Raw genomic sequence first — 20,177 nt, forward strand, 5'->3', positions numbered from 1 at the left:
GCGTGGCGGATTTCACCGCACGCTCGCCGGGGCTGACCGAGCAGCAGAAGACGGACATCGGGCGCTGGTACGTCGCGGAGCAGAAACATGTCGCCCGCCTGGTGACCGAGCACATCGCCGACAGCATCCGCGCGGCGGAGGAGCAGCACCGTATCGGCTTCAGGCGATGGCTGCGAGGAACACTGATCGCGATGGTCCTGATCACCGTTGCCATGGGAGTGTGCGTGACCGTGATCCTCGGAACACTGGGCTGAACCGGCGCGGCCGTGTCGTCAGGAACGCTTGGCGCAGGCCTCGGTCGGTGTTCGCCCATGTCACATATGGGCCGCCCATCGGTCTCAGCTACGAGAGGCGTGAAGCGTTCCCTACGGCGAGGAGGCTTCCGTTGGCCGGCGTGGCAGGGCGATCTGCTGGGGCGAAGACCCGGACCTGTTCTTTCCCGTGGGAAACAGCGGCAGCGGTCCGACGCCGATCCAGACGGACGAGGCGAAGGCCGTGTGCCGTCGGTGCCCCGTGCTGCGGCAGTGCCTGCAGTGGGCCATCGAGGCCGATTCCGTGGAAGGAATCTGGGGCGGCACCGAACCAGGTGCCGGGGTGAAGACCAGCAGCCGCTGCGCCCGATCGGGAATGAGGGTCTTCCACCGTGGGCAGCGGGCACCAGCCGGTCATGAGGGTCGACGTCGCCGTTCAGGGTGGCTGCGGGCGGCGTCGAGGTCGCCGAGGGCGATGGGGGCCTCGGCGGTGCGGGAGCGGCCAGGGTCTACGGGCCGATGTGGACGTAGCCGGCCCATCTGGCTGGGAATTGTGGGTAGCGGGTCCGTAGTTCGACCGCTGTCGTGTGTAAGGCCTGTGCTGCCTGGTCCGCGTCCAGGTCGGGGGGCAGGTTGTCGTAGAACAGGCGTGCTGTTTCCGTGGCCGTGCCGTCGGTGACGCGCCACAGGGTGCCGATGACGTGGCGGAAGCCCGCCGTGTGGAAGGCGGAGCCCAGGTGGATCACCTCGTCGGCCAGAGCGGAGCCGGCCAAGCGCCAGTGATACGGCGAAGGCCACGTGGATGACAGACCGCATGCCCTGGCCCCGGCTCCCCCCTGGGCCACCCATCAACTGCAATCTGTGCACTGGTCGGGTTGTAGTTGACGCGGCTCTCTCCGGGGACGTGCCGGGATTGAAGCGTCACTGGTGAAGTTACCTGTACCAACGCGACCGTCGGGATGCCCTCATGCAGTGAACTGTGTCCCGTCCTGAACACCTGGAGCCCGTTGCTGGGCGCGAGCCGGCCTCGTCTTGTCAACAAGACTCTCAGGCCCGGGCATACTCGAAGGCTCGGCTCGCGCCCTTAAGGCCAACTCGTGCCGACCTTCGCTTCCCATTAGGCCTACTCGTCCCGCGCCAACCGCGCCTACCTGCGCAAGCGCCACATCAAGGCGGTCATCCCGGAGAAGAAGGGCCAGGCCGTCAACCGCAAGAAGAAGGGCAGCCGGGGCGGCCGCCCGAGAAGAAACGGCCTGAGCGCCCGTCAGGGGGCATCTGCCGCAGCCCGCCCGTCGGCAGGTGCCCTCCGCGGGTCCGCGTACATCCACGAAGCCGGGAACGTCGGCCCGATTCCAGCGAGCCAGGAACTTTCCTGCGCTCCGGGCGGCGCTGTCACCACTCGTCGTGGTCGCCGATCACCCGGAAGCTGCCCACGACGCCATCGTCACCGAACACGCCCCCGTGGACGGTACGGGTCACCACGCCATTGGTGTCGCCGTGGGGACCCACGGTGGCGACCGGAGCGCCGTTGTCACAGGTGAAGCCGCGGTAGACCTCGACAGTCTTCCGGCTGTCATTGAAAATACTGAAGCTGCTGGAGCCCAGTCCGCTGGCTGCAGTGATGCAGCCATCAGCGGTGGCGGAGTACTCACGCTCGTTGAAGTAGATCCTCCCCGCGTCCTCGTGGCCTTGGCCTCGTCCGCCACCCTCACGGTCGCGACCCTCGGTCTTCTCTCCGCTTGCGCTGCCGCTGCCCGCGGGAGCCGCGGCAGGGGCGGCTCGTTGGACGGGCGGGGCTGCCCGGTGGGCAGGCGGGGCTGCTTGGTGGGCAGGCGGGGCTGCCTTGTGGGCAGGCCGAGCTGCCTGGTGGACAGTCGGGGACGCCGGGGCGGCTCCGGCGGTCGAGGTGTAGGCGATAGCGGTGGCTGCAAGGACCGCCGCGCCTACTCCGGCAGCGGCAACAGCAAAGGTGCGTGTGGGCATGTCACATCTCTCCCTCTCGAGGCGTCGGCAGGGAAACCGACCTGCGATGAACGTAACGACAGCCCGCATAGCCGTCATTTCGGACATGTTCAAGGTGTGACACGGCGAGTCCAGCCGGGTGAAAACGCGGCACTCATCGCATATCGATGAAACATCTGCACCTCGCGCGACGCGTACTCCCAGGGCATGTGCCGAGCTCCGCAGCCCCGATGAAGATCTGAACTGATACGCCCCTAGGGTCTGTTGCGAAAGTGGATCTCGGTCGTGGATGATCACGTCCTGGGGGGGGTGATCTGACGAACGGCCAGTGGGCCAGGCTGGAGCGGCTGTTACCGAAGGGCATCAAGCCGGGCCGTCCGCCGGTGTGGATGCGGCGGCAGCTGATAGAGGGCATACGGTGGCGGACCCGGACCGGTGCCCCCTGGTGTGATGTGCCCGAGCGGTACGGCCCGTGGGACCGGGTCTACGACCTCTTCCGCCGTTGGCAGCGGGACGGCTCCGGGGCGCGGATCGTCACCCACTTCCAGGCCGAGGCGGGCGCGAAGGGCCTGATCACCTGAGACGTGAGCGTCGACTCAACCGTTTGCCGGGCCCACCGGCCCGCGGCCGGTGCGGCGAAAAGGGGGACCTCCCAAATGAGCTGCCCGGCGGCGTCGCTGTTGAGCCGGCCGGCCACGGGCTCGGACGCTCCCGAGGCGGACTGACCACCAAGATCCACCTCGCCGTCGAGCAGGGCAGAAACCTCTGTCGGTGCTGATCACGGCCAGCCAACGGGGCGATTCCCCGCAGTTCGAGGCGGTCCTGGAGGTGATCCGGGGGCCCGGCTAGGACGCGGGCGCCCCCGCAGGCGCCCGGACCGGGTCCGGGCCGACAAGGCGCACGGCTCCCGCCGCAACCGGGCCTACCTGCGCAGACGCGGGATCAAGGCGACCATTCCGGTTCCCGCGGACCGAGTCCGCAACCGACAGAAACGCGGCTCCCGGGGCGGTCGGCCGCCGAAATTCGGCAAGACCGACTACCGCGAGCGTCACGCGGTCGAATGCGGGATCAACCGCCTGCTGGAGCTGCTCTTCGCTCTCGACCATCGCCCCCGCCCCTACAACAAGTACCTGGAGTGGGAACTCGCCCGACACCCACTGCCGGGCTGGGACACCGACGTGCAGCTCCGTGCCGTGGACCGCATCTCGGCAACAGGCGACGTATCCCTGCAGCGGCACCTTTTCGCCCTCGTCGAGGCGGCGGCCCGACAGGCCGGGTACGGCGAGGTGCTGGACGCATGGAGCGAGGACCTTGACCTTATGCGACCGCAGTAGGGGGCAGAAAGACTTCCCTCCGGCCGTGGTCTACGGCCGTAGGCGGTGCTCTGACCTTCCCAACAGGCCCTGTGCCAGCCCCAGGCCCTGTCAGGTCGCTGTAGCGGACGACGAGTCACGGGCCCGGACCGTGGTGGTACACCACGCCGCTGCGAAGGCCGCCGCTGGTGGCGAAGAGCTGGGGAACGGTGACGAGCTTGTATCCGCGAGCCCTGAGCACGTCGATCAGACGGGGCACGGCCGGTGGGGTCGTCGCGTAGCGGTCGTGCAGATCGACGATTGCGCCCGGCCGCACCCGGGCGAGGACTGCCCGGTCGATGAAGGCCGGGTCGTGGTGCTTCCAGTCCCGGGGGTTGACGTTCCACATCACCACCGCCATCCCCGCGGTGCCCGCCGCCTTCCGCACACGGGCGTTCCACGCCCCGAAGGGCGGCCGGAAGAGCACCGGCCTGTGGCCCGTGACCGAGGCGATCTGCTGCGCCGCGGCCTCGATCTGGTGGTGGACCCGGGGCAGGGTCAGGAGGGTGAGGTGGGGATGGGTGACTGTGTGGTCGCCGATCGCGTCGCCGTCCCGGTACTCCCTCAGCACGTCCGCCCGGTGCTGGAGCGCGTGTGGTCCGATCAGGAAGAACGTCGCGAGGGCGTGGCTGTGTTCCAGGGTGGTGAGGAGGGCGGCCGTGTACCGGGTCGGGCCGTCGTCGAAGGTGAGGGCCACACATTTGACGGCCCGGCAGTCGACGGTGTGGGGGTGCACAGGGCGCGTGAAGGGTGGGTGCTGCGCTGCGGCTGCTGCCGTCGTCGTACCGAGTGCGGATACGGCGACCGACAGGACGGTGGCGCAAAGAGCCGCCGCCGTACGGTGCCGACTCGGCCTGGCAGTCATCGTGATACCTCGCCGTCGCGGCCGCGCCTTCCAGCGACCTGGCCAATTCCAGTCTGGTCGGTCGTCCGGACCCGCGCGCGCCGGCAAACAACGGGAGAGGTAAGAGGAGCGCAAGCTGCAGCGCAGACCCGGCGGCACCACGGTCCACAGCCTGACGATATTCAAGTATTCCTCTTACCTCGCCCTCGCGGTCCGTCGGGTGCCACCGACGGGAGGTGAGGCTTCTGGTCGCCCCAAATGCCGGCAAGCAAAGTTGCAGCGCCCAATGCTGCGACGGACCGCGAGACCCGGCTCTGCCGGTTTGCACAGGTCGCCCGCCGTCGTCCTCGCCCTTCCCTCGGTCGGGGCGGCGGCCAGGTGCGGGCCGACCTGCGCGGCCGGATGCTCCGCCGCCAGCCGTCCCGCCCCGGCCGACGGCGGCGTCCGCTCGATGCTCCACTGCTCCTGACTCGCGTCACATGAGGCAGTAGGACCGCGGGACACCGAACCGACTACAGCCCGCCCCGGCGGAGCCCACCAGTCCCACGGCCGAGGTGGTCAGGTCGGGTTGTTGGCGTGGGTGGCCGGATCAGACTGAGTGGTCGGTGGAAGGGCGGTGTGCTGCATCGCGCCTGTCAGGGGTGCCTGCCGCACAGCCCGGTTGGCCGTGGTGAGGAAGGCCAAGGCGAGTAGCCATGCCCCGCAGAGCCAGACCAGAGGCTTGGCGCCAAGTGCAGTGATCAGCACACCGCCTGAGAGCGTGCCGACCGACAAAGCTCCCGTGGTGAGCGTCGAGACCGCACTCGTCGTGCGGCCCCGCAACTCGTCGGGGGTAATGGCCAGCTGGTGAGTAGTCATGGCCACCATGTACACCGGAGCCACCAGCGACTCGGCGGCCGCGACCGCGGCCAGCAGTATCGGATTGGGGGCGAGCGCGTACAGCGGGAACATCAGTGCCTCCAACCACAGCATCACCACGGCGATCCGTCCGAGCGGGAAGCGGCGTGTGGCCCTTTCCGAGACCAGCGCCCCCGCCAATGCGCCGACCGCCGCACCGCTGAAGATGACGCCGATCCACAGCGAGGAGGCACCAAGCTGCCGGGCGAGGGTGATGATCAGCAGGTAACCCGCGCCGTAGCGCACCTTGTCAGCGGCCGATACCAGGGTGAGAAAGCGGATGACCGGCTGGTGCCGGAGCCAGCCGAGCCCGTCGCGGATCTCGGTGGCGAGCCCGGCTTTCGTCCGCTGGGCGTGCCCGTCCCCCTGAAACCGGGCGCGCATGAGGCGCAGTGAGGCAGCGGACAGTGCGAAGGAGACGGCGTTGACGGCGAAGGGCACGGTCCGACCGAGGGCGTAGAGTGCCCCGGCGAGCGAGGCGCCGAAGACGCCCACCGCGTTGCCGGCGGACTGCGAGTAGCCGAGTGCGGCGGACAGTTGCCGCGGACCGACCACGTTGGGCAGCGCGGCGGTGTTCGCCACCTGGAAGAGAGTGGTCAGGATTCCGGAGAGGACGGCCGTCGCGTACAGCTGGGGCATCGTGAGCCTGTCCAGCCACAGCTCGACGGTGACGCCGGCCGTGAGAGCGGCCCGGCCGAGCTCGCACCAGATCATGGTGCGCTTGCGATCCCATCGGTCGACGAGCGCCCCGGCGATCAGCCCGAATGCCAGGAACGAAAGGGTGCCCAAGCCGAGTACGTACCCGGCGTGGGTGGCCGACCCGGTGAGGGCCAGCACGATCAGCGGTAGGGCGATGGACTGAGCCTGATCGCCTATGGAGGAGACCAGCTGGCCGCTCAGCAACAGAGAGAAGTCCCGGTTCTGGAGCACGCCGAGACCACGAAAGGTGTCCACCGAAGTTACGCTCCGTAACAGCTCAAGGATACGAGGGTGGTGTCGAGGCCGGTATCCGAGCTAGACGTCACAGAGCAGAACGGACATGTGCGGACCGTATCCATCGCATGGCCGAACCACAATCGATTTGTCGGCGCACTCGCTGGTGGGTGCCCGACGGACGGCACGGCGAGTCAGCCACACCCGCTGCTGCTGGTCTTCAATCGGGTCGTCGTCAGGTGAGCCTGACCGTCCCGCAATTCCGCGTACTGAACGCACGTGAGGAGATGAACCTCGCCTGGAGCACGTGCTCCGCCCCGGAGGAGGACGTCGCCGCGTAGCAGTCGATCCCCGGAGTTCCGCAGCAGAGGCGCCGTCATAGTTCACGAAACCCAGGGCTGACCAGCGAGAATGTGCGATGGCATGGCGACGGACAGTGTCACTAGGCGCGGACGTTTCCGCAGGTCAGCGCGCTAGACTCGTCAAGTCCCTTGTACCGGTACCGGATTGCGGAGCCCCAGAGTACTTGATCTACTCCGCACCGATCCTTGCCGCCTTCGCCGACCCGTCGCCTCAAGATGCGGACAGAAGCGGACAATCGGTCGCTGCTTCGTCTCCTATTCCTGCTTCGGATCGCCGCTGGCGCAGTGCGCTGACCAGGGCGTTCTCCCGGCCCTAGTGACACGCCTCAGCCTTGATCGTTTAGGTCTTGCCGCAGGTCAGCGATGCTTTTCGTGCACTATTACGGCCCCGCTGCTGCGGAACCCTGGGATCCGGTTGTACCACTTTGCGGCCAACGATTTCCTTCGGGCGGCGATCAGCCGGGCGGCAGGTGACGGTGAAGGATCTGCACCTCGTGCCCTGCCGACGCGTGTGCGCTCGCATGCCGGAACACCGCGCGCCGTCTCGTCGGCCTCGTACGCGTTCAGCAGCGGGAAGCGGATCGTCAACAGACCCGCCCGCGTGTGCATCTGAGGGACAGATTTTTCTTGATCGTGAAGTACGGCTCCACCACGGCTCCCGCCGCATGCTGCGACGGGCCGTCGATGATGTCTTGCCTGCCGGTCGCGCCGTCCGGATGCCTGCCCAGCCGTAGGGGCTCCTCCCCGGTGCGGGGGTCGACGTACAGGTCCCAGATCCACTGGTGGGCGGTGCGCGCGGTGGCCAGGGATTCCAGGCGAAGGCGGATCTGGAATTGATCTCCGGTGGGGACGGCCGGCAGGCGCATCTCGCAGTGGCCGCGGCCCCGGGCCATGAGGAGGAGAACCGCCCTGTCGGTGTCCGTGCCGACCAGGGTCCACAGCAGCCTGATCTGCCCGTCGCGGAGCGAGACCTCGTCCACTTCCGCGCTGCGCGTCCGGGAGTCGCGGGTTAGCTTGACCATGTTCTGATCCCTCGCTCTCGCCCCCTGTCCTACAGGCTGTAGGGTTCAAAAATTACCCTACACGCTGTAGGGGTGAAGGGCTGTGAATGACCAGGACGTTGAACACGAAACGTGGGCACACATCCCGCAGCGGGCCGACGCCCGTCACCGACGCCTGGTGGCACCGACTGCGGGACGGCGGGACCGCAGCGGTCGCGGGAGCCTTCACCCTCGCCCAGCTCGCGCTCGTCCGGCCCGGCATGGGGCTGGGTTGGGACGAGTCGGTGTACGTCAGCCAGGTCAGCGCGCATGCCCCGGCGGCGTTCTTCAGCGCGCCACGGGCCCGCGGCGTCCCACTGCTGGTGGCACCGGTCGCTTCCTGGTCGTCGTCCACTCCGCTGCTGCGGATCTATCTGGCCCTGCTGTCCGGGTTGGCATTGTTTCTTGCCCTTCGCGCCTGGCACGGCCTGTTCTCCTCACGCGTTCTTGCCCTCGGCGGCGCGCTGTTCGCGTCGCTGTGGGTGACGCTCTTCTACGGCCCGCAGGCCATGCCCAACTTCTGGGTCGCGGTCGGTGCGCTCGCCGGTGTCGGCTGCTTCCTGCGGGCCCAGGCGGACCGGGCGCGGCGCGGTCCGGTGTGGGGGCTGGCGGCGAGCGGGGCGCTGATGGCGCTGATGCGGCCGATGGACGCGGTCTATGTGTGCCTGCCGTTGCTGGCCGCGCTGGTGGTCGTACGACGGTGGTGGCACTGGCAGTTGCTGGTCGCGCTCGCGGCGGGGCTGGTGGCCGGGGTGGGCGAGTGGGTGGTCGAGGCGTACGTCAGTCATGGCGGTCTGGTCCAGCGATTGGCCGACGGCTCCCGGATCCAGGGCGGCTTGGGCTGGAACCTGGCCGTCGATGACCAGATGCGGAGCCTTGCCGGCCGCACGCTGTGCCGTCCGTGCGGCGGCGCGATGCCGAATCCGGCGGTGTTCGCCTGGTGGTTCGCGCTCCCGGTGCTCGCGGTGCTCGCGCTGGTGATTGCGGCCCGGGCCGGGCGCACGGCCCGCACGCTGGTGCCGCTGGCCTGCGCCGCCACGGCCGCCTTTCCGTACCTTTTCATGATCGGCTACGCCGCTCCCCGCTTCCTGCTCCCGGCCTACGCGTTGCTTGCGATCCCTGTCGCGGATGCCCTCGTGTACCTGGTCACCGCGGCGCCCCGCGCCTGGCGTGCGGCGGCCGTGACGCTGGTGGCACTCGGGCTCGCCGGGCATCTGGCCGTCCAGTTCGCGGTGCTGGAGCACACGGTGCGGGGGAGCACCGCCGCGCACCAGGGCTGGGCGCGTACGGCGGCGGCGCTGCACCGCCTGGGAGTTCGGCCGCCGTGCCTGGTGACCGGCGACAACGGCCCTCCGGTCGCCTTCTACGCCGGATGCGCCTCCGTCGACACCGGCGGCCACAACGCGAACACCACGGCTGCTGCCCTCACCCGGACGGCCCAGCGGACACCGGTGGCGATCCTGACCGCCGACACGAGCGCTCCGCCCTCCTACGCCCGCACCTGGACGTCCGTCCGGCAGGAAGGACTGCTCATCTACCTGTCCCCCGCGGTCACGAGGACGTCGGCGCATGAGTCCTGATGATCTGCGGGAACTGAGGCTCGGCCCCGCCGTAGTGACGCCGCGCCCCCGATGCGGTGTGGCCCGGTGGATCAGCCGGTCCGAGGGGTGCGGCGACCCGGCTGCGCGCGTCCCGCTGCGGGCTTGGTCGGCCAGCACGGTGGGTGTTCTCGTCATCGGTGTGATCGTCTCCCGATGGTCCTCCATCGTGTCGGGAGCCGTACGGCTTGGCTTCGCGGACCCCGGCTGGCTTCCGGTGGCGGCTGGGGCGACCGCGATGACGTGACGTGGGTGTGCTCGGCGGTGGCCCTGCAGGGCGCGGTGCCTGACCGGCTTCCCCACGGGAGGCTGGTCGCGGCGCAGTTCGCCGCCTCCGCCGCCGACCACGTCCTGCCCACCGGCGTGGTCAACGGGCGTTTTCCGTCGACTGCGGGCTGTCCACGGGCGGGTGTGCGGCGGCCCTGGCGCTGAGGGCGCTCGTCGCAGGTGTGGTGCGGTTGGCGCCGGCTGTCTTACCCGTGTTCGCCTCGGCCGGTGTACTGAGCCTTCCGCACCGTGTGTTGGCGCCGTCCGGCCCGCTGTTGTGGGGCGCGGTGGTGGTCGGCGGGTTGTTCGGGCCGGTCCTGGCGACACCGGGGCGGGCGCGGGTCTCGCGGGTGCGGGCGGCCGCTGCCGGACACGCGCGCGTCGTGCACGCCGGCGCGGCCAGGGCGGGCGCGCTGTGGAGCGGGGCCCTGGGATTCGTCTGCCTGCACACCGCGGTGGTCGTCGCGGCCGTACGGGCACTGAACGTGCCGGCCTGGAGACGGTAGGCCTCGCGGGTGTGGAAGTCCACGGCCGTACGCACCCCTGGCGCCGCAGCGGTCGCGTCCCTGCCGGCGAAGCTCATTCGTCCTTCCCGACCCGACAGCGCCACAGCCGCGACGCCAGACACCGTGGGCAACGCCAGACGTCCCAGACACCCGAACGCCAAGCCACGTCCGGCAGTTGGGAAAGCCGGCGGCATCCCGATCCCGGAGGGCCCCGGCTTACGAGTCCGTGACGCCGTCGCGAAGTGCCGGCGCAGCGGGATGGGCGTCCGTATCGGCCGGCCGGTGAGCGGCGTGGGCAGGACGGACCGAGGCGAAGGCTGTCGCAAGTTGGTCGAGCAGGGGAGCTGTGCAGGGGTGGGGGCCGCGACCTGGCGTGATCGTGTGGATGCCGCGGGTCGGGGGATCGACGAGGCTCACCGTGGTGACATCGGGCCGCAGCGCGCGCGTCAGCACCCCGGGTATCAGCGCGATGGCATGGCCGGTTGCGACCAGGGCCAGCTTGCCGGGCAGATCGGCCGCGGTGAGGTCGATGCGGGCGCTGACCCCGGCGCGGGCGGCGTGCTGCCGCAGGAGTGCCGCTGAGCCGTCGTTGTCCTCGGCCCAGGTCTGGTCGGCCAGCGTCTGCATGTGTACCGGGCCGCGCCCGGCCTGTGGATGGTCCACGGGCAGCGCGACGACCATGTCGTCCAGCCCGAGGAACCGGCGTTCGACCCGCGGGTCATGGGGCAGTCCTGGCGGTGCATCAGTCACGACGGCGATGTCGAGCTCGCCGACGAGCACACGATGGTGCAGTTGCGTACTCAGGCCGGGGAAGAGGCTCCACCGGACGGATCCGGCTTGCTTCAGCAAGGAACGAATGGCCTCGGGGACGATCCCTGCGGCAAGAGAGGGTGTCGCGCCGACGGCCAGCGGCCGGTCGAACGCCCCGTCGCCGGCCTCCCGCGCCGCGCGAACGGCGCGGTCGGCCTCGTTGAGCGTGGCCAGAGCGTGGTGCCGGAACACCTGGCCGGCAGGCGTCGGACGCACACCGCGCGCATGGCGCTCCACCAGAGGCACGCCGAGCTGCCGTTCCAGCCCGGCGATCTGCCGGGAGACGGCCGACTGCGTGTGATGGAGCTCGGCGGCCGCCGCCGACAGCGACCCGAGCCGGCACACGGTCACGAAGGTCCGCCACACCGTCAGTTCCATGGCGCCAGTATGCCCGACCGGTATGCGAGTTCCGCAGGGCTGGCCTGCGAAATCTGCGCTTGTCGCAGTCCTCGTGGTGCACCACTCTGGTGCGCATGACCACACCGCACACGATCGCCGTCCTCGGCCTGGGGCGCATGGGCGAGGCGATCGCGACACGACTGGCCACCCAGGGCTGGGACGTCGTCGGCTGGACACGCTCCGGGCGCACATCAGGCGCCGTCAAGACGACCGGCGATCCGAACGACGCCGTGGCGAACGCCGACCTCGTGCTCCTGGCGCTGTTCGACGGCCCGGCCTGCCAGCAGGTCCTCGACGACGTCCGTGACTCGCTGCGAACGGACACGATCGTGCTGAACACCAGCACCATCGCCCCCGCCGAAGCGTCGAACCTGGCCCGGCAACTCGGCCCGGCCTACGTCCACGCGCCTGTACTCGGCTCTGTGCCGACCGCTGCCGCCGGCGCTCTGCAGATCCTCGCCTCCGCAGATCAAGATGCGCTCGACCGAGCGCGGCCCGTTCTGGAAGCACTGGGCACCGTCCGGCACGTCGATGACGCCGCCACAGCCGCCGCGCTCAAGCTGATCGCCAACAACAGCCTCACCGGAGCCGTCCTCGCGCTGCGCGATGCACTACGGCAAGCCGACGCCCTCGACCTGCCCCGTGCCCAGGTACTGGACGTTCTCGAACTCGGCCAGCTCGGCGGGCTCGTGACCCGCAAACGCCCCTTCCTCACCAACCAGCAGGGAACTGCCACGGCCGAATTCACCATCGGCGCGCTGACCAAGGACATGGCTCTGCTGGCCGCCGTGTCCAACACCCCCCTGCGCAGCGCAGCCGGCCTGGCCGACACGCCTGCCGGCTCTGAAGCCGACATCGCCGTTGCCGCCACGGCGCCGGCCGTGGAAGGCGCCGTACTCGAACCACTCCGCGCCTACATCCGCGGACACGCCACCGGCGACCCCACCCACTTCCGCGACGCGTTCCTTCCCACCGCCCACATCGAGGGACTTCGCGACGGCGCATTCGTCTCGTGGCCCCTGGACGAGTACTGCGCTCTCTTCCCCGGTCGACCGGCCCCGGACGAACCGACGCGATCCCGCCGCATCGACACCATCGACGTCCACGGCACCATCGCGACCGCAACCATGACGCTCTCGCACGGCGCAGACACGTTCACCGACATCTTCCTGCTGGTCCGCGTCGATGACAGTTGGCGCATCGCCAACAAGGCTTATTACCGACATCCTTGAGGAGCCGGGGAACGACCACTACGTGAACGGGGAACGATCTTCAGCGAGTCGCGAAGGCGCTGGTCAGCCGTAGACGGTGGGCTCGACGCCGTCGTCCGGCTGCGGTGTGCCGAGAGGCGCACTCACTCGGAACGCACCTTTCCGGAGGCCGGCTGTGCAGGCCGCGCACGTCACCGGACGGCCCACAGCAGTGTGGTGTCGGCGCGAGGGCGGCCGGTAAGCACCCGACCAGAGCGGTGAATACGGCAGAAGGGGGTCCCCGGGCTTCATCACCGGGGTGTTGCCACGTGCATGACGCGGATCTTCGACTGGCCGTGCGGGCGCTGTTCCCAGTCGTCCATGAAACGGGCGGTCAGGCCGTGCCGTTCGGCCAGCGAGATGAGGGTCTCGGTGCGGTAGTAGAAGTCCTCGCGGAGCACGTGGTGTTCGGAGCCCTCGGTGCGGTCGAAGGTGAAGTCGAAGAAGCCGCCCGGCGCCAGCACCCTCCCGACGTTGGCCAGGCACTCGTCGATCACCTGCAGCGGCGAATGCGAGAAGACGCTGTGGGCGTGCACCACGGTGAACCAGCGCGAGGGCAGGAAGCCGAGCGTCAGATTCTCGACGAGGGCGAGGTGGGCGAGGCGGTCCTGCAGGCCGTGGCGGACGAGGGTGCGCTGTGCCTCGACGAGGATGTCCGGCGAGATGTCGATCCCGTAGTAGTGGCCGGGCTCGAGGTAGTCGATGAACCGCCACCCCGCGCGCAGGTTCCCGCAGCCGATCTCCAGCATCCGGTCGTGCGGCTTCAGGCCGTGTTCGATCAGGTAGTCGAACTGCATCGCCCCGAGTGCCAGCCAGCGGGCCTGCGAGCTGCTGCCGACGGCCAGCTCGGGGCTGCGCGCGGTGTCGCAGGCCATGACGGCGCGGTAGTACGCGACGTGGTCGCGGTGGCGCAGGCGCAGCCAGGTGTCCCGCGCGGCGCGGTGCAGGAAGGGGCGGATCCATCCGGGGTGCTGCAGGGCGTAGCGGACCTTATGCCGCAGAGACGACCGGTTCTTCGACAGTTCGGGCTTCGGCATGGCTGGCTCCGTGATCCGCGACAGCCCCCGCCGGGCAGCGTAGCCCGCACGGCGCGGTGTGGCCCCCGCGCACAGTGGCGTGTCCGGGCGGGGCGGGGATGTCCGCCGGAGCGGTCCCCGCCCGGTGCGTCGTACGCGGGTGCTCTGCCGTCAGTCCTCGTCGTTGTCGCCGGAGGTGCTGCTGCCGTCGACCTTGGCGAGGGCCGCGTCGACGGCGTCGGCCAGCTCGGTCCTGGCGGACCTGGCCAGGGCCGCGTCGCCGCCGCGGTCGTCGAAGTCATTGTCCTGGTCGGCCTTGGCCGCGGTGCCTTGCCGTCGGTGGCGTCGACGGTGACCTCGTGTGGCGGCCACCGGGGTGCCGTCGTGGTCGCCCTCCTCGGCGAAGGAGGAGGCGGTCGCGGCCGGCGCCGCCGAGGACCACGGTGGCCGCAAGCACGCCGCCGACGGTGCGACTGCGGCCGGTCAGACTGCGCTTGAGGGACTTTATGAGGACGCCCCTTCTGTCTGGTCTGTCTGGGTGACGGTGCTGTCCTGAGGCGAACCACCATGGGGAATGCTCCTGAAGCCCGCTGAAACTTCCTGGCCCGCCGCACATGGGCCGCGGCGCTATGGAGGCGCAGTAGTTCGGCCACTCCTGAGGATGTAGGTGCGGGCTGCCGGATCGCTGGTCGCGGACAGGCGCACCCGGCGGGCCTCGCGAGTGGCGAGTCCGTAGCGGGTTGCTCAGGACGGATACGGGTCGTAGCAGTCCAGGGCAGGATGGTAGAGCACGTGCCAAGTGCGGTTCTCGATGACACCGCTCTGCGGCAGGCCGTGGCAGCCTTGGATCCACTCGATCTTCTTCAGCATGGTGGAGCCGAACACCCCGTCGAGGGCCAGCTTGGGCGGCTGGCCTCCCCAGATGTTGCTCAGGCACTGGGCCTGCTTGACGGCCGTGCCGGTGTCACCGTACGTAAGCGTGGGTCGAGACGTCGGTGATGTGTGGGAACAGTCGCCGGGGGCGGCCAGGGCGGGATGTGGCGATACCAGGCCCAGCGTTGCGGCTGTGCACAGTCCTGCCCCCAAGGTGAGCAATCTGCGCTGTCTCATGCCGCTCCTTTCGGTCTGGCCTCTTGCCGGCGAGGCTCGCGTCCGGAGGCTGGTGATTCCTCATCATGCCCACCATGAACCAACGACCGCGAGTTTCGAGCCTCACGCATGGTGAGCAAGGAGCCGAGGAGCGGTGGCGGCTTCCCCTGGCCCGGGCGGTCAGTGCAGGCGCGGGGCCTCGCGGATCGGGGTGAACAGGTCGGTCTGCCTGGTGTTACTCGCGGACGCCCGCCAGCTCCACCGCCCTGCGGCGCAGGGCGAGTGAGGCGGGGGCCACGGACGAGACCACGGCGAGCACCGCACAGGCGCCCACTGCCGCGCCGATGGCCGTCCAGGGAAGCTGGATTGTGGTCCACACCGACAGCAGGCCCAGGGCGCTCCATATGCCCGCCAGATTGAGCGTGGCGACGAGGAGTCCGAGCACTGCGCCGACCGCCACGACCATCAGTGCCTCGGCGCCCACGAACCGCAGCACCTGCCACCTGGTGGCCCCGGCCAGCCTCAGCACCGCCAGGTCGCGCGCCCTGTCCGAGGTCGCCATGACCATGGTGTTGGCCAGCGAGATACCGGTGTAGAGAAGGGCGATGCCGAGGACCAGCAGGAAGCCCATCCGGGTGGTCCGGTTCGTCTCGGGGTAATTGGCCTGCACCCACTGGTCCCTGGTGAAGACCTGTCCGCCCGTGGTCCGCACGGCGGAACGCAGGCGGGCGGCCACGTCGCTCATGTCGGCGCCGTGCTCGAGGGCCACGTCGATCCGGTCGATGGACGCGCCGGGGGCGTTGCGCGGGGTGACGTAGACGCCGTTGTTACCGGTCCCGGCGGTCATCACCGCGGCGATCCTCAGGGTTTTCTGCGTACCGTCGCCGAGCCACACCCGCACCCGCTGTCCGACGGTGTGCTGCCGCCACTCCTCGTTGACGATGATCGAGCCGTCATCGAGGTCGCTCGCCTTGCCGGAAGCGATCGGCAGACGGGTGGTGGCGGTGAGCGGACCGGGGTTCGCCGCGCGGGCCTCGTCCTTGTCGAGCGATACGCCGTCCTCCAGGACGTAGACGGCGCTCGAGGAGGTGGGGGACACCTCGGCGCCGTGCACGTTGCGCAGCTTGCGCAGGGTCGCCGCGTCGAAGCCCGCATCGTCCGTCGGGGTGACGACGAAGGCGGCGGCCGTCTGCTCGCGCGTCTCGGTGGCCTTGGCCTCGTTCAGCGTCGCGGTGGCACCGAGCAGCGAGCCCGCGAGGGCGATCGTGACCAGGACCGGCGCCGCGATCGCAGCGGTGCGCCGCACGCCGGCGGCGGCGTTCTCCCGCACCAGCATGCCGCCGGCACCGGGCAGCCGGGCCGGAAGACAGGCGAGCAACCGGGTCGACGGGCGCACCACCACCGGCGCGAGCAGCGCCACCGCGGTGATCAGCAGCATCGGCCGACTCACATAGGTCTTGCGGTGCAGCAGGTCACCAGGGTCGCTGAACAGCGACAGGGCCAGTGTCACGACCGCGGTCAGCAACAGCGCCACGCCGCACAGCCAACGGCCCCACGTCATCGTCCGGGTGTCCACGGACGCCTCGCGCAGCGCCTGGGTGGGGCCGGTACGGCCCGCCCGCCAGGACGCCGCCACCACACCGCACAGCGCGACGGCCAGACCCGTCGAGAAAGCCATGTAGTACGGCCAGATGGCGGCGCCGATGCTGAACCAGCTCGGGGCGAGGCCGCCGTCGACCACGCACGCTGCCAGCCAGGGCGCGCCGTACACGCCGAGCACGCAGCCGGTGGCCGAGGCGAGCACGCCGACCAGGAAGGCCTCGAGGAACACCATCCTGCGGATCTGCCCCGGGGTCGCGCCGGCCGTGCGCAGCAGCCCGAACTCCCGGCGCCGCTGCGCGACCGAGAACGCGAAGGTGGATGCCACCACGAACAGCGACACGAAGGTGGTGACGCCCCCCGCGGTGCCGAACATGGCGTTCATCGCGGTGAAGGCCTCGCTGTCCCGGTCCGGGTCGGCGTCGGCGTAGCGACGCCCGTCACCGGTGAGGACCCGCACGCCGTCGCTGCCGCGCACCGCCGAGCGCACCGCCGCCGCGTTCGCGTCCACGACCAACTGCGTGCTGTTCGGAGACAGTTGGACGGCGCGTGCGTCGGTGTAGAAGACGGCGTGCTCGAAGCCACGCCCGGCGACGTTTCCCACCACCTGCACGGTTCCTCGATCGGTCCGCACGCGCTTGCCCGGCTTCGCCCAGTCGCCGCTGACGACGACCTCGTCGGCCGCCCGGGGCGCTCGACCCGCGTCGATCTCGTACGGGGCGTAGGCGGCGGTGGACCAGGGGTGCCCGACCAGGTCGCCCGGCCCGCTCCGGGCCCGTACGGCGAACGACCGGTCCTGGACGACGGTGCCGAGCTTCTTCAGCCTCGCGACGACCTCGGCCGGCACGGCGCGCGGCAGGGCGAGCTTTTGCACCCGGTCGCCGATGGGCGTGGGGACGCGAAGACTGTCCGCTCCCTTGACCACGACCGGCGCTGCGGCGAACCGCTCCGGCTTGCGGTCGGGCGCGTCCAGCGACGAGGCCAGGGCCAGGCCCATCACGGCGATCAGCGCGACACCGAGCGAGAGCGCGACGAAGCTGCCGACCAAGGTGATCCACCGGGCGCGCAGGGTGCGCAGGGCGACACTCAGCACGGCGCGGCCTCCAGCCTGGTCATGCGTGCGGCGATGGCGTCGGCGCTCGCCCCGATCAACTCGCCGTTGACCCCTCCGTCCACGAGGAAGACGACACGGTCGGCGTAGGAGGCGGCCACCGGGTCGTGCGTGACCATGACGACCGTGTGCTCCTCGGAGTCGACCATGCTGCGCAGCAGCTTCAGCACCTCACGGCTGGTCTGCGAGTCGAGGGCGCCGGTCGGCTCGTCGCCGAAGAGCACCTCGGGGCGGGTGATCAGGGCGCGGGCGAGGGCGACGCGCTGCTGCTGGCCCCCAGACATCTCCGTCGGCCGATGCCGCGCATGCCCGCCGAGCCCGACCTGTTCCAGCACCTCGCGCACCCGGGCCCTGGTGGGGCGCCGGCCGGCGAGCCGCAGGGGCAGCGCCACGTTCTGTTCGGCGGTCAGGCACGGCATCAGATTGAACGCCTGGAAGACGAATCCGATGCGCTCGCGCCGCAGCAGGGTCAGCTCGGTCTCGTTCAGCCTCGTCAACTCGGTCCCGCCCACGGTGACCGCCCCCGACGTGGGCCGATCGAGCCCCGCGGCGCACTGCAGCAGAGTCGACTTGCCCGAACCGGAAGGCCCCATGACCGCGGTGAACGTTCCCTGGGAGAAGGACAGTGAGACTTGGTCGAGCGCGGTGACGGTGCTGTGGCCCGACCCGTACCGTCTGCTGACGGAGCGCAGCTGGATCGCCTCGCCGTTGCTGCGTCTGTTCCCGGGTTCGTGCATGTGTCCCCCCACTGGTCCGGCCCGTCCTCAGGGCGCCGTCGTCTGTGGCTACACGAAACCGCGCGGGGCATCGCGGTGCACTACGGCAGAACCGAGACCTGGGGTAGGGCTACGCATACCCCCGTTCCTCCCCCTGGACCGATGGCACCGGACGGGGCCGGTCACCTACGGTGATCGCCATGCATGCTCGGAACGTGTGGCAGGCCATGTCCCGGCCGGACTTCCTGCTGTCGCCGTGGCCTTGGCGCTCGGTCGGGTACCTGGTCACCGGCGCTATGACCGGCGCCGCCGCTCTTCTCGCGATCGTGGTGCTGGCAGTGTCCGGCGGGGCCTTGGCCATCGTGCTGGTCGGGCTGCCACTGCTCGTCGCCGCGGCCCTCGTCGGAATACCGGTGGCCGCGGTGGAGCGGCGCAGGCTGCGCCTGGTCGACCGCGATCCGGCACCCGACCAGCACACTGCGCCCGCCGCCGTGGGCCTGCGGGCATGGCTGACGACGCGCCTCAAGGAGCGGGCAACCTGGCGGGAGCTCGGGTACGCCCTGCTGTTCGCGGGGCTGCTGTGGCCGGTCGACGCCCTTGCGGTCACGGTTGCCCTGCTCTTTCCGCTGTCCATGAGCGTGGCCCCGCTGCTGATGGCCACGGTGGGCGAGCGCCGGGAGACCAAGGTGCTCAAGCTGTGGACGATCACCACCTGGCCGACGGCCTTCGGCGTCGCCGCGCTCGGGCTCCTCCTCCTGGGCCTGGGCGCCTACGTCCTGGGGGTCGCGGCCGGCGCCCGGGCCCAACTGACCCGCCTTCTGATCGCCTCACCGGAGAGCGAGTTGGGAGAGCGGCTCGCCGAATTGACGCAGTCCCGCGTTCGGCTGGTGGGCGCCTTCGAGGCGGAACGGCGGCGCATCGAGCGCGATCTGCACGATGGGGCGCAGCAGCGGCTGGTGGCACTGACGATGGCGCTCGGCCTGGCCCGCCTCGACGCACCGCCCGGGCCGCTCGCCGACCAGCTCGCCATCGCCCAGGAGGAGGCCGGCCAGGCGCTTGCCGAGCTGCGCGAGCTCATTCACGGAATCCACCCGAAAGTCCTCACGGACTACGGCCTGCCGGCGGCGATCGACGATGTCGCCGACCGCTCCGCGGTCGCCGTGGACGTCGACCTTGAACTGCCAGGACGGCTGCCCCAGGAGGTCGAGTCCGCCGCGTACTTCGTGATCTGCGAGGCGCTCGCCAACGTCGCCAAGCACAGCGGGGCGAGCCGTGCGGAGGTGAGTGGTGGGCACCGCGACGGGCGGCTGTTCCTCCGGGTGCGCGACGACGGCCGGGGCGGCGCGGATGCCGCCGACGGAAGCGGGCTGGCCGGACTCGCGGACCGGGTGTCGGTTCTGGATGGAAGACTCTCCCTGTCCAGTCCGCCGGGCGGACCGACCCTGTTGGATGTGGAGTTCCCTTGCGAGTCGACCGATCGCTCCGCGTAGTGCTGGCCGAGGACAGCGTGCTGCTGCGGGAAGGGCTTATCGGCCTGCTCGGCCGCTACAGGCACGAGGTCGTGGCGGCCGTCGGGGATGCCGAGGCGCTGGTCGTCGCGGTCGAGGAGCACGCGCCCGACATCGTCGTAACGGATGTGCGCATGCCTCCCCGTTTCCAGGATGAGGGATTGCACGCCGCGGTGCGGCTACGCGAAAAGCGGCCCACGCTGCCTGTCCTGGTCCTCAGCCAGTACGTGCAGCGGACGTACGCCTCGGAACTCCTGGACTCCGGTGACGGATCGGGCGTCGGCTATCTGCTCAAGGACCGAGTCGGGCAGGTCGAGGAGTTCGTGGACGCGCTGTGCCAGGTCGCGGGCGGCGGCACGGTCGTCGATCCCGAAGTCGTGCGCCAGCTCCTGCGCCGCCGCCGCGATCCGCTGGAGCGGCTCACCCCACGCGAGCGGGAGGTCCTGGCCCTGATCGCGGCAGGCAGGTCGAACAGTGCGATCGCCCGCGAACTGGTGGTGTCCGAGGCAGCCGTCGGCAAACACATCGGCAGCATCCTCACCAAGCTGGACCTGCCCCCGGCGGTCGAAACCCATCGCAGGGTACTGGCGGTTCTCTCCTACCTGCGGGCGTAACGCCCGCAGGCCGAGAACGCCCAGCGCCTTCTGGGACGAATGCGCGAAACGAG

Annotated in this window: 19 protein-coding genes and 4 pseudogenes; 12 read left to right on the forward strand and 11 right to left on the reverse strand. The window is 70.1% G+C overall.

The genetic code is table 11. From position 1 onward, the window contains the following. Both IEZ19_RS31705 and IEZ19_RS31710 read left to right on the forward strand, forming a co-directional pair. A pseudogene (locus IEZ19_RS31705) lies at positions 1-254 on the forward strand (hypothetical protein); the annotation flags it as partial. A 151-nt stretch (positions 255-405) separates the two neighbouring features. After that, positions 406-633, forward strand: a pseudogene (locus IEZ19_RS31710) (WhiB family transcriptional regulator); the annotation flags it as partial. A 127-nt stretch (positions 634-760) separates the two neighbouring features. On the opposite strand, the gene IEZ19_RS31715 reads toward IEZ19_RS31710, so the two are convergent. After that, positions 761-1,024: a CHAT domain-containing protein gene (locus IEZ19_RS31715; RefSeq protein WP_189314754.1), complete on the reverse strand. Its 264-nt coding sequence runs from the start codon at positions 1,022-1,024 to the stop codon at positions 761-763. Between the two features lie 348 nt (positions 1,025-1,372). On the opposite strand from IEZ19_RS31715, the pseudogene IEZ19_RS31720 reads away from it, so the two are divergent. Then, positions 1,373-1,492 (forward strand): annotated as a pseudogene (locus IEZ19_RS31720) (IS5 family transposase); the annotation flags it as partial. A gap of 151 nt (positions 1,493-1,643) precedes the next feature. Here the strand turns inward: IEZ19_RS31720 and IEZ19_RS31725 are convergent. After that, on the reverse strand, positions 1,644-2,234 hold the full coding sequence (locus IEZ19_RS31725) for a hypothetical protein (protein WP_189314755.1): 591 nt from the start codon (positions 2,232-2,234) through the stop codon (positions 1,644-1,646). Between the two features lie 293 nt (positions 2,235-2,527). Here IEZ19_RS31725 and IEZ19_RS53725 point away from each other — a divergent pair. Next, a pseudogene (locus IEZ19_RS53725) lies at positions 2,528-3,334 on the forward strand (IS5 family transposase); the annotation flags it as partial. A 57-nt stretch (positions 3,335-3,391) separates the two neighbouring features. Beyond that, positions 3,392-3,547: a hypothetical protein gene (locus IEZ19_RS53730; protein WP_373297087.1), complete on the forward strand. Its 156-nt coding sequence runs from the start codon at positions 3,392-3,394 to the stop codon at positions 3,545-3,547. Between the two features lie 115 nt (positions 3,548-3,662). Here the strand turns inward: IEZ19_RS53730 and IEZ19_RS31740 are convergent, their stop codons facing one another. The 3 genes from IEZ19_RS31740 to IEZ19_RS31750 form a co-directional block, all read right to left on the reverse strand. Continuing rightward, a complete protein-coding gene (locus tag IEZ19_RS31740; protein ID WP_189314756.1) occupies positions 3,663-4,430 on the reverse strand; it encodes a polysaccharide deacetylase family protein in 768 nt (255 codons plus the stop codon). A gap of 537 nt (positions 4,431-4,967) precedes the next feature. Continuing rightward, positions 4,968-6,260, reverse strand: coding sequence for an MFS transporter (locus IEZ19_RS31745; protein ID WP_189314757.1), 1,293 nt, complete (start codon positions 6,258-6,260; stop codon positions 4,968-4,970). A 925-nt stretch (positions 6,261-7,185) separates the two neighbouring features. After that, positions 7,186-7,623 (reverse strand): hypothetical protein, encoded by a 438-nt coding sequence (locus IEZ19_RS31750; RefSeq protein ID WP_189314758.1) that lies wholly within the window; start codon positions 7,621-7,623, stop codon positions 7,186-7,188. Positions 7,624-7,709: 86 nt separating this feature from the next. Here IEZ19_RS31750 and IEZ19_RS31755 point away from each other — a divergent pair, with 86 nt between their 5' ends. From IEZ19_RS31755 to IEZ19_RS31770, 4 genes are all read left to right on the forward strand, one after another. Continuing rightward, a complete protein-coding gene (locus tag IEZ19_RS31755) occupies positions 7,710-9,221 on the forward strand; it encodes a glycosyltransferase family protein (protein ID WP_373297086.1) in 1,512 nt (503 codons plus the stop codon). Continuing rightward, entirely contained in the window at positions 9,211-9,486 is a 276-nt protein-coding gene (locus tag IEZ19_RS31760; protein WP_189314759.1) for a hypothetical protein, read from the forward strand. The genes IEZ19_RS31755 and IEZ19_RS31760 overlap by 11 nt, the downstream gene beginning before the upstream one ends. After that, on the forward strand, positions 9,483-9,671 hold the full coding sequence (locus tag IEZ19_RS31765) for a hypothetical protein (protein ID WP_189314760.1): 189 nt from the start codon (positions 9,483-9,485) through the stop codon (positions 9,669-9,671). The genes IEZ19_RS31760 and IEZ19_RS31765 overlap by 4 nt, the downstream gene beginning before the upstream one ends. Before the next feature lie 86 nt (positions 9,672-9,757). Next, positions 9,758-10,012 carry a hypothetical protein gene (locus tag IEZ19_RS31770; RefSeq protein WP_189314761.1) on the forward strand — a complete coding sequence of 85 codons (255 nt, stop codon included), beginning with the start codon at positions 9,758-9,760 and terminating at the stop codon, positions 10,010-10,012. A gap of 216 nt (positions 10,013-10,228) precedes the next feature. Here the strand turns inward: IEZ19_RS31770 and IEZ19_RS31775 are convergent, their stop codons facing one another. Continuing rightward, positions 10,229-11,200: a LysR family transcriptional regulator gene (locus IEZ19_RS31775; protein ID WP_189314762.1), complete on the reverse strand. Its 972-nt coding sequence runs from the start codon at positions 11,198-11,200 to the stop codon at positions 10,229-10,231. Between the two features lie 95 nt (positions 11,201-11,295). On the opposite strand from IEZ19_RS31775, the gene IEZ19_RS31780 reads away from it, so the two are divergent. After that, the gene (locus IEZ19_RS31780) at positions 11,296-12,453 is read left to right on the forward strand and encodes a nuclear transport factor 2 family protein (protein ID WP_229841094.1); all 1,158 of its coding nucleotides are present in this window, start codon (positions 11,296-11,298) and stop codon (positions 12,451-12,453) included. A gap of 269 nt (positions 12,454-12,722) precedes the next feature. Here the strand turns inward: IEZ19_RS31780 and IEZ19_RS31785 are convergent, their stop codons facing one another. The 5 genes from IEZ19_RS31785 to IEZ19_RS31805 all read right to left on the reverse strand — a co-directional run bounded on the left by IEZ19_RS31785 (position 12,723) and on the right by IEZ19_RS31805 (position 18,023). Beyond that, a complete protein-coding gene (locus tag IEZ19_RS31785) occupies positions 12,723-13,508 on the reverse strand; it encodes a class I SAM-dependent methyltransferase (RefSeq protein ID WP_189314763.1) in 786 nt (261 codons plus the stop codon). A 150-nt stretch (positions 13,509-13,658) separates the two neighbouring features. After that, complete coding sequence (locus IEZ19_RS31790) at positions 13,659-13,940, reverse strand: hypothetical protein (RefSeq protein WP_189314764.1); 282 nt, start codon at positions 13,938-13,940, stop codon at positions 13,659-13,661. Positions 13,941-14,231: 291 nt separating this feature from the next. Continuing rightward, positions 14,232-14,597, reverse strand: coding sequence for a peptidoglycan-binding domain-containing protein (locus IEZ19_RS31795; protein WP_189314765.1), 366 nt, complete (start codon positions 14,595-14,597; stop codon positions 14,232-14,234). A gap of 214 nt (positions 14,598-14,811) precedes the next feature. Further along, the gene (locus IEZ19_RS31800; protein ID WP_189314766.1) at positions 14,812-17,268 is read right to left on the reverse strand and encodes an FtsX-like permease family protein; all 2,457 of its coding nucleotides are present in this window, start codon (positions 17,266-17,268) and stop codon (positions 14,812-14,814) included. Continuing rightward, on the reverse strand, positions 17,262-18,023 hold the full coding sequence (locus tag IEZ19_RS31805; protein WP_189314767.1) for an ABC transporter ATP-binding protein: 762 nt from the start codon (positions 18,021-18,023) through the stop codon (positions 17,262-17,264). The genes IEZ19_RS31800 and IEZ19_RS31805 overlap by 7 nt, the downstream gene beginning before the upstream one ends. Before the next feature lie 179 nt (positions 18,024-18,202). Between IEZ19_RS31805 and IEZ19_RS31810 the strand changes: the two genes are divergently transcribed. Together IEZ19_RS31810 and IEZ19_RS31815 are read left to right on the forward strand one after the other, a co-directional pair. Further along, a complete protein-coding gene (locus IEZ19_RS31810; RefSeq protein ID WP_229841096.1) occupies positions 18,203-19,492 on the forward strand; it encodes a sensor histidine kinase in 1,290 nt (429 codons plus the stop codon). Continuing rightward, complete coding sequence (locus IEZ19_RS31815; protein WP_229841098.1) at positions 19,465-20,124, forward strand: response regulator; 660 nt, start codon at positions 19,465-19,467, stop codon at positions 20,122-20,124. Before IEZ19_RS31810 ends, IEZ19_RS31815 begins: the two co-directional genes overlap by 28 nt. Positions 20,125-20,177: the final 53 nt, after the last annotated feature.

Origin of the sequence: Streptomyces brasiliensis (assembly GCF_014647875.1) — a bacterium.
GTDB lineage: Bacteria > Actinomycetota > Actinomycetes > Streptomycetales > Streptomycetaceae > Streptomyces > Streptomyces brasiliensis.

Bases quoted from the DNA above. Each gene is read 5' to 3' on its own strand.
- IEZ19_RS31810 (WP_229841096.1), top strand. From the start codon at position 18,203: ATGCATGCTCGGAACGTGTGGCAGGCCATGTCCCGGCCGGACTTCCTG.
- IEZ19_RS31780 (WP_229841094.1), top strand. From the start codon at position 11,296: ATGACCACACCGCACACGATCGCCGTCCTCGGCCTGGGGCGCATGGGC.
- IEZ19_RS31775 (WP_189314762.1), bottom strand. From the start codon at position 11,200: ATGGAACTGACGGTGTGGCGGACCTTCGTGACCGTGTGCCGGCTCGGG.
- IEZ19_RS31740 (WP_189314756.1), bottom strand. From the start codon at position 4,430: ATGACTGCCAGGCCGAGTCGGCACCGTACGGCGGCGGCTCTTTGCGCC.
- IEZ19_RS31750 (WP_189314758.1), bottom strand. From the start codon at position 7,623: ATGGTCAAGCTAACCCGCGACTCCCGGACGCGCAGCGCGGAAGTGGAC.
- IEZ19_RS31785 (WP_189314763.1), bottom strand. From the start codon at position 13,508: ATGCCGAAGCCCGAACTGTCGAAGAACCGGTCGTCTCTGCGGCATAAG.
- IEZ19_RS31755 (WP_373297086.1), top strand. From the start codon at position 7,710: ATGACCAGGACGTTGAACACGAAACGTGGGCACACATCCCGCAGCGGG.
- IEZ19_RS31760 (WP_189314759.1), top strand. From the start codon at position 9,211: ATGAGTCCTGATGATCTGCGGGAACTGAGGCTCGGCCCCGCCGTAGTG.
- IEZ19_RS31805 (WP_189314767.1), bottom strand. From the start codon at position 18,023: ATGCACGAACCCGGGAACAGACGCAGCAACGGCGAGGCGATCCAGCTG.
- IEZ19_RS31725 (WP_189314755.1), bottom strand. From the start codon at position 2,234: ATGCCCACACGCACCTTTGCTGTTGCCGCTGCCGGAGTAGGCGCGGCG.
- IEZ19_RS31795 (WP_189314765.1), bottom strand. From the start codon at position 14,597: ATGAGACAGCGCAGATTGCTCACCTTGGGGGCAGGACTGTGCACAGCC.